The organism is Paraburkholderia phosphatilytica (genome assembly GCF_003443895.1).
GTDB lineage: Bacteria > Pseudomonadota > Gammaproteobacteria > Burkholderiales > Burkholderiaceae > Paraburkholderia > Paraburkholderia phosphatilytica.
In genome coordinates this window covers 1-13,390 of sequence record NZ_QQOA01000010.1, presented here as the reverse complement: position 1 = coordinate 13,390, position 13,390 = coordinate 1, and the positions used below count along the sequence as shown (strand labels likewise).

Genomic DNA, 13,390 nt, shown 5'->3' with positions numbered 1-13,390 from the left:
AACCCAGCGCTCCGTCGGAGGTCGGGCTATTCCGCCTTCGCGTCGCGGCGCAGCAACGCGCTGACCGCATCGCGTGGCGCGACGCCGTCGAACAGCACCGCGCAGACGGCCTGCGTGATCGGCATCTCAAGCGAATGCGCGCGGGCCAGCGCCAGCACGGACTGCGCGCAACGCACGCCCTCCGCGACATGCCCCAGTGCGCCGAGGATGTCGTCGAGCGTACGGCCCGACGCGAGCTGCACGCCAACCGTGCGGTTGCGCGACAGGTCGCCGGTTGCGGTGAGGATCAGGTCGCCGAGGCCCGTGAGCCCCGTGAACGTCTCCGTGCGGCCGCCGAGCGTCACGCCGAGCCGCGCCATCTCGGCGAGCCCGCGCGTGATCAGCGCGGCGCGCGCGTTGAGCCCGAGGCCGAGCCCATCGGCAATGCCCGTCGCGATGGCCAGCACGTTCTTCACCGCGCCGCCCACCTCGACGCCGACCACGTCGTCGCCCGTGTAGATCCGCATCGCACCATGATGGAACGCGGCGAGCGTGCGATCGCGGCACGCCACCGAAGCACTCGCGACCGTCAGCGCCACCGGCAGCCCCTGCGCCACTTCGCGCGCGAAACTGGGGCCGGACAGCACGCCATTGCTCGCGTGATCCGGCAACTCAGCCGCGACGACCTGATGCGGCAGCAGTTGCGACTCCGCCTCGAAGCCTTTGCACAGCCACACGAAATGCGCGGGCACCGCCTGCATGTCGCGCATCGTGCGCAGCATGTCGCGCAGCCCGGCAACAGGCGCCGCGACTACGCACAGCGCGTCGTCGGTGTTTGCATGGGCGAGCGCCGCCTCCAGCCGCGCCTCGTAGCGAAGCGCGGACGGCAGCGAGACGCCCGCCAGATAGCGGGCGTTCTCGCGGGACGTGGCAAGGGTGGAAACGAGCGCGCCGTCGCGCGCCCAGAGGACCGTGTCGTGCCGCGCGGCCAGATGGCCCGCGAGTGCGGTGCCCCATGCACCGGCGCCGAGAACGGCAACCTTCATAGCCGGCACCGTGGCGAGCGCTTAATGCGTCGCGTTGCTTTGCGGCTGGCCTTCCTGGGCGGCCAGCTGCGCAACGCGCTGCTCGTAGAGCGCCTGGAAGTTGATTTCCGCGAGGTGGATCGGCGGGAAGCCGGCGCGGGTGATCGCGTCCGCGATGTTCGAGCGCAGGTACGGGAACAGGATCGTCGGGCACGCGATGCCGACGAGCGGGTCGACCTGCTCGACCGGGATGTTGCGGATATCGAAGATGCCGGCCTGCTTGGCTTCGATCAGGAACGCGACCTTGTCCTTCACCTTGGCGGTGACCGTGCCCGTGACGAGCACTTCGAACACGCTTTCGGCGAGACGCTCAGCCTTGACGTCGACTTCCACCTCGACGGACGGCATGTCCTGCTCGAGGAAGATGGCCGGCGAATTCGGCTGCTCGAGCGACATGTCCTTCAGATAGATGCGCTGGATGTTGAAAAACGGCTGGTTGTTGTCGTCGGACATGATCTGTTGCTTCCCTGAATGGATTGCGTGGCAACGGGCGCGAACGCGCGAGACCACCTCTTGATGAGCGCTTTCGCAGCGCGGCCGGCGAACCAGGCCGCGGCTGTGAACGCGCGAGGCGCCGACCTGGCGAAATCAGGCGGCCGCTTCGAGCAGCGGCATCAGACCGCCTGCGCGGTCGAGCGCGGACAGATCATCATAGCCACCGACGTGCGTCTCGCCGATGTACACCTGCGGCACGGTACGCCGGCCGGTGCGGGACATCATTTCCTCGCGCCGGGCCGGTTCCCGGTCGATCAGGATCTTCTCGATCTGATCGACGCCGCGCGACTTTAAAAGACGTTCGGCCATCTGGCAATACGGGCACACCTGCGTGCTGTACATCACGACTTTCTTCACTTTGCCGCTCCTTGCTTGACGACCGGCATGCCGGCCTTCTCCCAGGCGTTCAGGCCGCCGTCGAGAACATGGACTTCCGCGTAGCCCGCGTCCTGCACGACGCGCACTGCCTTATGCGACTGCTGGCCGGTCTGGCAGACCAGCACGACCGGATTGCTCTTGTTCTTCGCGAGCGAGCCGACCTTCGCCTGCAGCTCGGCGAATTCGACCTGCCGCGCCGAAGGGAGATGCCCGTTCGCGAATTCCGCCGCCGAGCGCAGGTCGATCACGACCGCGTTGCGCCGGTTGATCAGCTGCGTGGCTTCCGCCGCGGAAATGCCGCTGCGTCCGCGCCGCAGGATGGTCGGCCACAGCAGCATCCCCCCAGAGATGAGGACGACAGCAATGAGTACAAGGTTGATGTAATCGGTGAAGAACTTCACGCAGGATCCGTCGAAAGAGATAGAAGAAGAGGAAAACCGGGTCGCACAATCCGGGCATTATAAAATAACCGTCCGACGCGAGTATGGCTCCCCATTGCGGCGAGCCTGCGCACGCACCGCTTCCTCACTACCGACCGGTACTCCCATGTACAAACTCGTTCTCATCCGCCACGGCGAATCGACGTGGAACAAGGAAAACCGCTTCACCGGCTGGGTCGACGTCGACCTCACCGAACAGGGCAACCGCGAAGCGCGCCAGGCCGGCGTGCTCCTGAAGGATTCGGGCTACACGTTCGACATCGCGTACACGTCGGTGCTGAAGCGCGCGGTCCGCACGCTCTGGCACGTGCAGGACGAAATGGACCTGATGTACCTGCCGGTCGTGCATTCGTGGCGCCTGAACGAGCGTCATTACGGCGCGCTGTCGGGCCTCAACAAGGCCGAAACCGCCGCGAAGTACGGCGACGAGCAGGTGCTGGTCTGGCGCCGCAGCTACGACACGCCGCCGCCGGCGCTGGATCCGTCGGACGAGCGCACCGCGTACAACGACCCGCGCTACGCGAAGGTGCCGCGCGAGCAGCTGCCGCTCACCGAGTGCCTGAAGGACACCGTCGCGCGCGTGCTGCCCATCTGGAACGAATCGATCGCGCCCGCCATCAAGTCCGGCAGGAAGGTGCTGATCGCCGCGCACGGCAACTCGATCCGCGCGCTCGTGAAGTACCTCGACGGCATTTCGGACGCGGACATCGTCGGGCTGAACATCCCGAACGGCGTGCCGCTCGTCTATGAGCTCGACGAGAACCTGAAGCCGATCCAGCACTACTACCTGGGCGACGCGGAAGCGATCGCCGCCGCGCAGGCCGCCGTCGCGAACCAGGGCAAGAAGGCCTGACGCCGGCACCCGGCGCCTGCAGTTGCCCACTATGCGGGACGCGGCCACGCCGCGGCCCGCAGGCCCTGGTTTCAAACTGTCTTCCAGGCCAGCCTGACGTCACGATCGCGTCAGGTCCCGCGTCTCATGCTGGTCGATACCGGCCCAGCGACGAACCTGTTCCGATGTGCGCTGTCGAAACGCGATTGTCTGTGCTTCCGCACAGGGCGTACGGGTGTGCAGTTATACTTGTCCGTCGCTTTCCACCCAGACGCACCCACGCGCTACCGAACGCTCCCCAACTCTATGCGAAAGAACCTGAAAAATATCGGCCTCATCGCCGCAGGCCTCGCCACTGGCGTATTTGCAACCCTGCAGTTGTCCGCGTCTGCTCAGCAGGCGGCGTCGTCGCCTTTGCCGCTCGACCAGTTGCGGCTTTTCGCTGAAGTGTTCGGACAGATCAAGCACGAGTACGTCGAACCCGTCGACGACAAGAAGCTGCTCACGGCCGCGATCAAGGGCATGGTGTCGAGCCTCGATCCGCACTCGTCGTATCTCGACAAGACGGACTACGAAGAACTGCAGGAGCAGACCAAGGGCCGCTTCGCGGGCCTCGGTATCGAGATCTCGTCGGAAGACGGTCTCATCAAGGTCATCTCGCCGATCGAAGACACGCCCGCGTTCCGCGCCGGCATCCGTCCGGGCGACCTGATCACGCGCATCAACGACAAGCCCGTGCGCGGCATGACGCTGGATCAAGCCGTCAAGCAGATGCGCGGCGACCCGGGCACGAAGGTCACGCTCACCATCTACCGCAAGACCGACGACCGCACGTTCCCGCTCACCGTCACGCGCGCGATCATCAAGGTCCAGAGCGTGAAGATGAAGATCCTCGCGCCGGGCTACGCCTACATCCGCATTACGAGCTTCCAGGAACGCACCACGCCTGATCTCGCGGACAAGCTGCAGGACATCGCGCGCCAGCAGCCGAACCTGAAGGGCTTCATCCTCGACCTGCGCAACAACGGCGGCGGCCTGCTGCAGAGCGCGGTCGGCGTGGCGGGCGCGTTCCTGCCGCCGGATTCGGTCGTGGTGTCCACCAACGGCCAGATTCCGGACTCGAAGCAGGTCTATCGCGACACCTTCGAGAACTACCGTCTGCCTTCGTTCGACGGCGATCCGCTGAAGAACGAGGCGCCCATCTTCAAGACCGTGCCGATGATCGTGCTGACGAACGCGTACTCCGCGTCGGCTTCGGAAATCGTGGCCGGTGCGCTGCAGGACCAGCACCGCGCGCTGATCGTCGGCAAGACCACGTTCGGCAAGGGCTCGGTGCAGACGGTGCGTCCGCTGACGTCGGACACGGCGCTGCGTCTGACCACGGCGTACTACTACACGCCGAGCGGCCGCTCGATCCAGAACATCGGCATCCGTCCTGACATTCCGGTCGACCAGTTCGCCGACGGCGATCCGGACGACGCGCTCGTCACGCGCGAAGTCGACTATTCGAACCACCTCGCGAACACGCAGGATCCGAATGAGAAGAAGGAACTGGAACAGCGCGAGCAGGACCGTCTCGACCAGCTGCGCCAGCTCGAGGAAGAGAACGACAAGAAGACGCCGGAACAGCGTCAGAAGGATCGCGACCGCAAGCCGGTCGAGTTCGGTTCGGCTGACGACTTCATGCTGAGCCAGGCGCTGAACAAGCTCGAAGGCAAGCCGGTGCAGGAGTCGAAGTCGATGCTCGAACGCCGTCTCGCGCAGAACAAGCCACCTCAGTCGGCTTCGGCACCGGTCGCGGTGAAGCCGTCCAATCCGGTCACGCCGGGCGCGAGCGCGCCGGCTCCGGCTTCGGCTCCGGCGAACTGACAGCACGCTCGCAGCATCCATCGCGGTCCGGCGCCACGCCGGGCCGCGATGTCTTCCCTCCCGCGCGATTAGAATAATCACGACACTGCGCACTTCCTTGGCCACCCAGCCCGTTGCGCGACCCCAGGCTCTCACACCCGCGCAAGCCATGAACGACGACCAGCTCCTCCGCTATTCCCGCCATATCCTCGTCGACGAGATCGGCATCGAGGCGCAGCAACGCTTTCTCGACGCGCATGCAATCGTCATCGGCGCAGGCGGACTCGGTTCGCCGGCGGCGATGTATCTCGCGGCCGCGGGCGTCGGGCAGCTCACGCTCGTCGATGCGGACAACGTCGATCTCACGAACCTGCAGCGGCAGATCCTGCATGTCACAGCTTCGGTTGGCCGCGCGAAGGTGGAGTCGGGACGCGATGCGATCGCCCAGCTGAATCCGGACGTGCGCGTGAACACGGTGAGCGCGCGCGCGGACGACGCATGGCTCGACGGGCACGTTCCGCGCGCAACGGTCGTGCTCGACTGTACGGACAACTTCGCGACGCGCCACGCGATCAATCGTGCGTGCGTGAAGCACGGCGTGCCGCTCGTGTCCGGCGCGGCACTGCGCTTCGACGGCCAGATCAGCACCTTCGATTTCCGCGACGAAGCATCGCCGTGCTATGCGTGCGTGTTCCCGGAAGATCAGCCGTTCGAAGAAGTGGCGTGTTCGACGATGGGCGTGTTCGCGCCGACGGTGGGCATCATCGGCGCGATGCAGGCGGCGGAAGCGTTGCGCGTGATCGGCGGCATCGGCGACACGCTCGTCGGCCGGCTGATGATGCTCGACTCGCTGAGGATGGAATGGACGACGATGCGCATCGGCCGCCAGGCCGATTGCGCCGTGTGCGGCGGCACGCATCGCTGAAGCGGCAACGCGCGTCGCCAACCCAGCGACGCGCGTGCCTTCCGTGCGGTGCTTTTAACGCGGTGTTTTAATTCGCCGTGATGCCGCGCGACCTCACACCCCAGTCACGCGCTTGAGCGCAGCCTGAATCTCGTCCGGCTCGCACGCCGCCAGCACCTCGGCGGTGGGCTTTTCGAGTGTCTTCAGATTCGAGCGCAGGATCTCCTGCTTCACCACCAGCAACTGGCTCGGATGCATCGAGAACTCGGTGAGCCCCATGCCGAGCAGCAGGCGCGTCAACGCCGGGTCGCCCGCCATCTCGCCGCAGACCGACACCGGCACGTTCGCGCGCTTCGCTTCACGCAGCGTGAACGCGATCAGATGCAGCACCGCGGGATGCAGCGGGTCGTACAGATGCGCGACGGAGTTGTCCGCGCGGTCGATCGCGAGCGTGTACTGGATCAGGTCGTTGGTGCCGATCGACAGAAAATCGAGCCGCTTGAGAAACAACGGCAACGCGATCGCCGCGGCCGGAATCTCGATCATCGCGCCGACGCGCACGTTCGGATCGTACGAGAGCCCCGCGTCGTCGAGCTGACGCTTCGCTTCGCGGATCAGGTCGAGCGTCTGGTCGATCTCCTGCGCATGCGCGAGCATCGGCACCAGGATCTTGAGCGAGCCGAACGCGGACGCGCGCAGGATCGCGCGCAGCTGCGTGAGGAACATCTGCGGCTCGGACAGGCTCCAGCGGATCGCGCGCAGCCCCAGCGCCGGGTTCGGCGCCGTCTCGTAACCGTCGCCGCCCGAGAGCGCGTCGAGCGGCTTGTCCGCGCCGACGTCGATCGTGCGGATCGTCACCGGCATGCCGTTCATCAGCTCCACGGCGCGCTTGTACGCGACGAACTGCTCCTCTTCTTCCGGCAGGTGGTGCTTGTGATTCATGAACAGGAACTCGGTGCGGAAGAGCCCGATACCCGTTGCGCCCGCTTCGAGCGCCTGCTGCGCGTCGTCGGGCAGTTCGATGTTCGCGCACAGTTCGATGCGCGTGCCGTCGAGCGTCTGCGTCGGCGAGAACTTGAGCCGCTGCAGCTTGCGCTGCTCGAGCGCCTTCTCGCTTTGCCGGTACGAGTACTCTTCGAGCACGATCGGCGCGGGATCGACGATCACGATGCCGCTGTCGCCATCGACGATGATCAGATCGTCCTGGCGGATCAGCGCGCTAGCCTGCTGCACGCCGACCGCCGCCGGAATGCCGAGGCTGCGCGCGACGATCGCGGTATGCGAAGTACGGCCGCCCAGATCCGTGACGAAACCCTGGAACGTCTGCCCCTTGAACTGCATCATGTCGGCCGGCGCGATGTCGTGCGCGACGACGATCATCTCGCTGCACGAGCCGTGCTGGCCATTGGGCAGCACGCTGCCGTTCGCGCCCGCGAGCGCCTTCAGCACGCGCTCGACCACCTGCTGGATGTCGGCCTTGCGCTCGCGCAGGTATTCGTCTTCGATGTCGTCGAAATGGCGCGACAGCCGCTCGAGCTGCTCGGTGAGCGCCCACTCGACGTTATAGCGGCGAGTGCGGATCAGATCGATGGTTTCCTGCACGAGCATCTGGTCGTTCAGGATCATCGTGTGGACGTTGATGAACGCGCCCATCTCGCTCGGCGCATCCGCCGCGAGATCCGCGCGCAATGTATCGAGCTCCTGATGAACGACGCCCTGCGCGACACGAAAACGCTCGACCTCGGATTCGATCTGCGTGGGTTCGACCAGATAATGGTCGACGTCGAGCGCAGCCGGGGCAATCAGATAAGCCCGTCCGATGGCGATACCGCGTGATACGGGAATTCCATGCAGCGTGAACGACACGCGCACCTCCTCTAGTTGTGTGATGCCGCGGCAGACCGCTGCAATGCTCTCAGACCTCGCGGACCATTATAAATTCCGCGTCACCGCGAGGCGTGTGCGCCGCAACATCGCACGCGCTCTCATCGCGTGCGGAACGACCCGTTGCTTTCGATGTGTTTCGACGTTTCTGACAACTTGCTGGAAAATTCCGCGCATCTGTCAGCCATGCGCTTCATCGCCCGCGCGAAGCTTGCCACGGTCATGCGTCACGCACATGTTCGTCGCAGCGCGTTTGCGTTATTTCGCGCGTGTGCCAATTGTCGACGAACAAAAAAAGCCGCGGCGAACCGCGGCTTTTCGACGCAAACGTGAAGCGCTGGAGCGCTGAAGCGTTGAAGCAGCGCTTACTGACCTTCGCCGAACTTGTCGGCGATCAGCTTGAGCAGCGCGTCCATCGCTTCCTTCTCATCGTTGCCTTCGGTTTCGATCACCACCGTGCTGCCGATGCCGGCCGCCAGCATCATCACGCCCATGATGCTCTTCGCGTTGATGCGCCGGCCATTGCGGCTCATCCAGATTTCGGACTGAAAGTTGCCCGCGAGTTGCGTCAGTTTGGCCGAAGCACGTGCGTGCAGGCCGAGTTTGTTCACGATCGTCGTTTCCTGTTGCAGCATGAGGTCTTCCAGGCGCGGATGGGTAGGTCAACAGAGGATGCCGGTCGTCACGAACCGACGGGTTTGGCTTTTTCTTCGAAACATTTATCGGGCGGCATGGCCGTCACGCAGTTGCCGAGCGTCGCGCACTCCGACGCATTGGCCGCGGTGCCGACCTCGTGGATGCCCTTCGTCGCGCCGGCGAGCGCCTTGTCGACGAGCGTATCGAGCGGCGTCGCGCGGTAGCAGACGGCGCGCACCAGCATCGGCAGGTTGACGCCCGCCAGCACGCGCACCTGCGGCGACGCGAGCCGCGCGGCGATGTTGGCCGGCGTCGCGCCGAACATGTCGGTCAGCACGAGCGCGCCGTTCTCTTCCTGAAGCCGGTCGATTTCGGCATGCGCCTGCGCCACGACCTGCACGGGGTCGCAGTTCGGCGTCACGTCGATGCAACCGATGCGCGCGGGCAAACCGCCGTAGATGTGAGCGAGACAATCCCGTAGCGCGGTAGCGAACGGGGTATGAGCGATGATCAGAATGCCTGCCATGTCAGCCTTGCTGCGAAAAACGGCCTCAGCGCGCGGCGAACAGCCGGGATGAGGTCTGGCCGGAAGTCACGAGGGCCGGAACGCACGCGTGTTTGATGGACCTGCCCGGCCTGTGGAGCCCAGCGGCGTGCGTCCGGAACCCTGTCCGCGCCGGATGCGGCCGGCGCCGGAAGCGCGGTCGATACCGGAAAACGGGCATTGTATCAGGGTCATTTTCGCGCTTCCCGACCGTGCGTGCTGATGTCCGCACGCGCGCACCGGCTCGCCGCAACAGTCGTGTGCGGCAGCGCACTGCGATATGCAGCGCGCGTTCGAGCATTTCAACCGACGGCGCGCTCCAGCGCGTCGACGAACATCGCGGCGACATCGAAGCCCGTCTGATCCATGATCTCGCGGAAACACGTAGGGCTCGTGACGTTGACTTCAGTGAGCCAGTCGCCGATTGCATCGAGCCCGACCAGCAGCAGGCCGCGCGCGGCCAGCACCGGCGCGAGCGTTTCCGCGATCTCGCGATCGCGCAGCGTGAGCGGCTGCGCACGGCCAAGGCCGCCCGCCGCCAGATTGCCGCGCACCTCGTTGCCCTGCGGAATGCGTGCGAGCGAATACGGCACCGGCTCGCCGCCGATCAGCAGAATGCGCTTGTCGCCATCCTTGATCTCGGGGATGAACTTCTGCGCCATCACCGTGCGCGCGCCGTTGTGGCTCAGCATCTCGACGATCGAGCCGAGGTTCATGCCATCGGCCTTCACGCGGAACACGCCCATGCCGCCCATCCCGTCGAGCGGCTTCAGGATCACGTCGCCGTGCTCGGCCTGGAACGCGCGCAGCCGCGCCGGATCGCGCGTAACAAGTGTTGGCGACACGAACTGCGGAAACTCGCCGATCGCGAGCTTCTCCGAGTGATCGCGAATCGCCTGCGGCTTGTTGAAGATGCGCGCGCCGCCGCGTTCGGCGATCTCGAGCAGCCACGTGGACGTCACGTACTCCATATCGAACGGCGGGTCCTTGCGCATCAGCACCGCGCCGAAGCTCGCGAGCGATCGCGTGCTCGCGGCTTCGGCCGCGTACCAGACGTCGCGGTGCCCGTCCTGCTGGTCGCCGACGATCTGGAAGCGCCGCGCATGCGCTTCGACCGCGCCGCCCGTCCACGCGAGGTGGTGCGGCTCGCACGCGTAAAGCGTGTGCCCGCGGCGCGCGGCCTCCGCCATCATCGCGTAGGTCGTGTCCTTGTAGATCCGGAACTGGTCGAGCGGATCGGCGATAAAGAGAATGTCCATGAAACTCCCGAAGCGTCCTCGCGGGCGCTGTTCCTGTCCTCGGCCGGAATGCCGGCCGCTGTCCGTTCGCTGGCTATTCCGCCTGCGTGTGTGGATGCATCGGCGCGAGCCCGGGCCTAAACCTGGATCGCTTCCGGATCAGTCTTTTCCAGTTCCACCGATGCCGCCAGCAGCCCGAGCCGCGCAACCACTCCATACATGTAGAAGCGGTTCGGCGGCGCCGCCCCCGGCTTCGCGTGCGCGTCCGGCAACGCCGTGTGTTCGAAGCCGAGCGGCACGAAATGCATGCCCGGCGCGTTCAGGTTCTGGTCGCGCTCGCGGCTGCCGTGCACGCGATAGAAGCCGCCCACCACGTAGCGGTCGATCATGTAGACGACCGGTTCCGCCACTTCCTCGCCAATCCGTTCGAACGTGTACACGCCTTCCTGCACGATCACGTCATGCACTTCGAGACCGTCTTTCGTGGCGGCCATCCGCGCGCGCTCGCGCGTGGTGAGCGCCGCGACTTCCGACGCGTCGTGCAGCGTCATCACGCCCATCCCATACGTGCCCGCATCCGACTTGATCACGACGTACGGCCGCTCGGAGATACCGTATTCGCGGTACTTCTTCGCGATCTTCTTCAGCACGCCGTCGATCGCTTCCGCGAGCTTCTCTTCGCCGGTGCGCGCCTGGAAGTCCACACCCTCCACATGCGCGAAGTACGGATTCACCATCCACGGATCGATGTCGACCAGCTTCGCGAATTTCTTCGCGACGTCGTCGTAGCACGAGAAGTGAGTCGACTTGCGGCGCACGGCCCAACCGGCATGCAGCGGCGGCAGCACGTACTGCTCGTGCAGATTCTCGAGCACCGGTGGAATGCCGCCCGACAGATCGTTGTTCAGCAGGATCGAACACGGATCGAAATTCTTCAGCCCGAGCCGGCGCGCCGAGCGTTCGAGCGGCTCGAGCACGATCTTCTGGCCGTCCGAAAGGGCGATCGTGGTGGGCCCGTGTATGTCCTCGTCGAGCGTACCGAAACGCACGTGCAGGCCCGCCTGACGCATGATCGTGGCCAGCCGCGCGACATTCTCCAGATAAAACGCGTTGCGCGTGTGACGCTCCGGAATCACCAGCAGATTCTTCGCGTCCGGGCAGATTTTCTCGATCGACGCCATCGCCGCCTGCACCGCGAGCGGCAGCACTTCCTGCGGCAGATTGTTGAAGGCGCCCGGGAACAGGTTCGTGTCGACCGGCGCGAGCTTGAAGCCCGCGTTGCGCAGGTCCACCGAGCAATAGAACGGCGGCGTGTGCTCCTGCCATTCGAGGCGGAACCAGCGTTCGATCGACGGGGTGGCGTCCAGGATCCGGCGCTCGAGATCGAGCAGCGGACCATTCAGCGCGGTGACGAGGTGCGGAACCATTGAGCACTCACGGACTAAAGCAGCGATTGTAGAGGAACTGACCTCTGAATTTGGGGACAACCCTGGAAAGCGCAAGGCGGATTCCAGCCCCTCCCCGACAAGCATTCCTATCGGGCCGATAGTCGCTGCGTATCGCCGGAGCGGCGCTGCCAGAGCGCCTTCGAGCGGCGGTCCGGCCTTTCGATTATAGGAAGTGCGGCAGCGGGAACCGGGCTCCATGCCGTGTAGATGGAGGCGGACCGGCAAGAAAAAAGCCCGCCGGAAAGGCGGGCCAAACTCGCTGTGCTGCTACCTTGATTGTCGCGGCGCGCCAGCCGCGCAGGCGGCGCGCCGTCAGTTCTTTGCCGCTCGATTATTCGACGTGCTCGCCGTGCAGGATCACGTCGAGACCTTCGCGCTCTTCCTCTTCCGTCACGCGCAGACCGATCGTCATGTCGATGATCTTCAGCAGGATGAAGCTCACCACGCCGCTGTAGATCAGCGTCGTCAGCACGCCCTTTGCCTGCAGGATCACGCTGCCATCGGCGCCGCCGATGTCCTTGACCGCGAACACGCCCGTCAGCAACGCACCGACGATACCGCCGACGCAGTGCACGCCGAACGCGTCGAGCGAATCGTCGTAGCCCATCTTGCCCTTGAGCCACGTGGCCGACCAGAAGCAGATCACGCCCGCCGCGATACCGATCACGATCGCGCCCGTCACGCCGACGAAGCCCGATGCGGGCGTGATCGCCACGAGACCTGCCACTGCGCCCGAGACGATGCCGAGCACCGACGGCTTACCTTTCGCGATCCACTCGGCGAACATCCATGCGAGCGCGGCGAAGGCCGTTGCAACCTGCGTCGTCAGCATCGCGAAACCGGCACGGCCGTCAGCCGCAACCGCCGAACCCGCGTTGAAGCCGAACCAGCCCACCCACAGCATCGAGCCGCCGATCATCGTCAGCACGAGGTTGTGCGGCGCCATCACGTCCTTGCCGTAGCCGACGCGCTTGCCGAGCACCAGACAGCAGACGAGACCCGCGATACCGGCGTTGATGTGCACCACCGTGCCGCCCGCGAAGTCGAGGATGCCAGCGGCAGCGAGCCAGCCGGTCGGTTCCCAGACCATGTGCGCGATCGGTGAATACACGATGATCGACCACAGCGACATGAAGATCAGCATCGCCGAGAACTTCATGCGATCCGCGAACGCGCCCGTGATCAGCGCCGGCGTGATGATCGCGAAGGTCATCTGATACACGAAGTAGACCGTTTCCGGGATCGTCGGCGCAAGGTGGCTGACGGTCAGCGTCGTCGCCTTGTCGCCGTGGATGTAGTTCATCCCGGCAAGGAACACGCGCGAGAAGCCGCCGAGGAACGCGCCGCCCGGCGTGAACGCCAGGCTGTAGCCGATGATCGTCCAGATCGCCGTCACGACGCAGGTGATCGCGAAGCTCTGCATCACCGTTGCGAGCACGTTCTTCTTGCGCACCATACCCGCGTAGAACAGCGCGAGGCCCGGAATCGTCATGAACAGCACGAGCGCGGTGGAGGTCAGCATCCAGGCGGTGTCGCCCGAATTGATCTTCGACGAATCGACCGAGAACGGCGCGGTCGGTGCGGCAGGCGCCGCGGCAGCCGCGGCCGAGGCGTCCGCCGGGGCGCTGGCCGCCGGTGCCGCCGAGGCGTCGGCAGCGGGCGCCGAGGCAGCCGCGGCC

Annotated in this window: 13 protein-coding genes; 3 read left to right on the top strand and 10 right to left on the bottom strand. The window is 65.4% G+C overall.

Features of this window, described 5'->3' with window-relative positions; genetic code table 11:
• Positions 1–26: 26 nt before the first annotated feature.
• The 4 genes from DVS29_RS12695 to DVS29_RS12680 form a co-directional block, all read right to left on the bottom strand.
• Positions 27–1,025 (bottom strand): NAD(P)H-dependent glycerol-3-phosphate dehydrogenase, encoded by a 999-nt coding sequence (locus DVS29_RS12695; RefSeq protein WP_118180819.1) that lies wholly within the window; start codon positions 1,023–1,025, stop codon positions 27–29.
• A 21-nt stretch (positions 1,026–1,046) separates the two neighbouring features.
• Positions 1,047–1,517, bottom strand: coding sequence for a protein-export chaperone SecB (gene secB, locus DVS29_RS12690; protein ID WP_118180818.1), 471 nt, complete (start codon positions 1,515–1,517; stop codon positions 1,047–1,049).
• Between the two features lie 135 nt (positions 1,518–1,652).
• Positions 1,653–1,916, bottom strand: a complete 264-nt coding sequence (gene grxC, locus DVS29_RS12685; RefSeq protein WP_118180817.1) for a glutaredoxin 3 — start codon at positions 1,914–1,916, stop codon at positions 1,653–1,655.
• Entirely contained in the window at positions 1,913–2,338 is a 426-nt protein-coding gene (locus DVS29_RS12680) for a rhodanese-like domain-containing protein (protein WP_118180816.1), read from the bottom strand. The genes grxC and DVS29_RS12680 overlap by 4 nt, the downstream gene beginning before the upstream one ends.
• A 145-nt stretch (positions 2,339–2,483) precedes the next feature.
• Between DVS29_RS12680 and gpmA the strand changes: the two genes are divergently transcribed.
• The 3 genes from gpmA to DVS29_RS12665 all read left to right on the top strand — a co-directional run bounded on the left by gpmA (position 2,484) and on the right by DVS29_RS12665 (position 5,982).
• Entirely contained in the window at positions 2,484–3,230 is a 747-nt protein-coding gene (gpmA, locus tag DVS29_RS12675; RefSeq protein WP_118180815.1) for a 2,3-diphosphoglycerate-dependent phosphoglycerate mutase, read from the top strand.
• Positions 3,231–3,515: 285 nt separating this feature from the next.
• A complete protein-coding gene (locus DVS29_RS12670; protein ID WP_118180814.1) occupies positions 3,516–5,078 on the top strand; it encodes a S41 family peptidase in 1,563 nt (520 codons plus the stop codon).
• A 148-nt stretch (positions 5,079–5,226) separates the two neighbouring features.
• Positions 5,227–5,982, top strand: coding sequence for a HesA/MoeB/ThiF family protein (locus tag DVS29_RS12665; RefSeq protein ID WP_118180813.1), 756 nt, complete (start codon positions 5,227–5,229; stop codon positions 5,980–5,982).
• Positions 5,983–6,075: 93 nt separating this feature from the next.
• Here DVS29_RS12665 and ptsP read toward each other — a convergent pair whose 3' ends face one another.
• From ptsP to DVS29_RS12635, 6 genes are all read right to left on the bottom strand, one after another.
• Positions 6,076–7,827 carry a phosphoenolpyruvate--protein phosphotransferase gene (gene ptsP / locus DVS29_RS12660; protein WP_118180999.1) on the bottom strand — a complete coding sequence of 584 codons (1,752 nt, stop codon included), beginning with the start codon at positions 7,825–7,827 and terminating at the stop codon, positions 6,076–6,078.
• Positions 7,828–8,210: 383 nt separating this feature from the next.
• A complete protein-coding gene (locus DVS29_RS12655; protein ID WP_118180812.1) occupies positions 8,211–8,480 on the bottom strand; it encodes an HPr family phosphocarrier protein in 270 nt (89 codons plus the stop codon).
• A gap of 47 nt (positions 8,481–8,527) precedes the next feature.
• Positions 8,528–9,007, bottom strand: coding sequence for a PTS sugar transporter subunit IIA (locus DVS29_RS12650; RefSeq protein ID WP_118180811.1), 480 nt, complete (start codon positions 9,005–9,007; stop codon positions 8,528–8,530).
• Positions 9,008–9,327: 320 nt separating this feature from the next.
• Entirely contained in the window at positions 9,328–10,284 is a 957-nt protein-coding gene (gshB, locus tag DVS29_RS12645; protein WP_118180810.1) for a glutathione synthase, read from the bottom strand.
• Between the two features lie 116 nt (positions 10,285–10,400).
• A complete protein-coding gene (gshA, locus tag DVS29_RS12640) occupies positions 10,401–11,690 on the bottom strand; it encodes a glutamate--cysteine ligase (protein WP_118180809.1) in 1,290 nt (429 codons plus the stop codon).
• Between the two features lie 352 nt (positions 11,691–12,042).
• A partial coding sequence (locus DVS29_RS12635; RefSeq protein ID WP_164707903.1) for an ammonium transporter occupies positions 12,043–13,390 on the bottom strand: 1,348 nt, incomplete at its 5' end.

What these genes read in the sequence shown, in the direction of transcription:
- secB (WP_118180818.1), bottom strand. Translation starts at nt 1,517, where the DNA reads ATGTCCGACGACAACAACCAGCCGTTTTTCAACATCCAGCGCATCTAT.
- gshB (WP_118180810.1), bottom strand. Translation starts at nt 10,284, where the DNA reads ATGGACATTCTCTTTATCGCCGATCCGCTCGACCAGTTCCGGATCTAC.
- DVS29_RS12655 (WP_118180812.1), bottom strand. Translation starts at nt 8,480, where the DNA reads ATGCTGCAACAGGAAACGACGATCGTGAACAAACTCGGCCTGCACGCA.
- gshA (WP_118180809.1), bottom strand. Translation starts at nt 11,690, where the DNA reads ATGGTTCCGCACCTCGTCACCGCGCTGAATGGTCCGCTGCTCGATCTC.
- DVS29_RS12650 (WP_118180811.1), bottom strand. Translation starts at nt 9,007, where the DNA reads ATGGCAGGCATTCTGATCATCGCTCATACCCCGTTCGCTACCGCGCTA.
- DVS29_RS12695 (WP_118180819.1), bottom strand. Translation starts at nt 1,025, where the DNA reads ATGAAGGTTGCCGTTCTCGGCGCCGGTGCATGGGGCACCGCACTCGCG.
- gpmA (WP_118180815.1), top strand. Translation starts at nt 2,484, where the DNA reads ATGTACAAACTCGTTCTCATCCGCCACGGCGAATCGACGTGGAACAAG.
- DVS29_RS12665 (WP_118180813.1), top strand. Translation starts at nt 5,227, where the DNA reads ATGAACGACGACCAGCTCCTCCGCTATTCCCGCCATATCCTCGTCGAC.
- DVS29_RS12670 (WP_118180814.1), top strand. Translation starts at nt 3,516, where the DNA reads ATGCGAAAGAACCTGAAAAATATCGGCCTCATCGCCGCAGGCCTCGCC.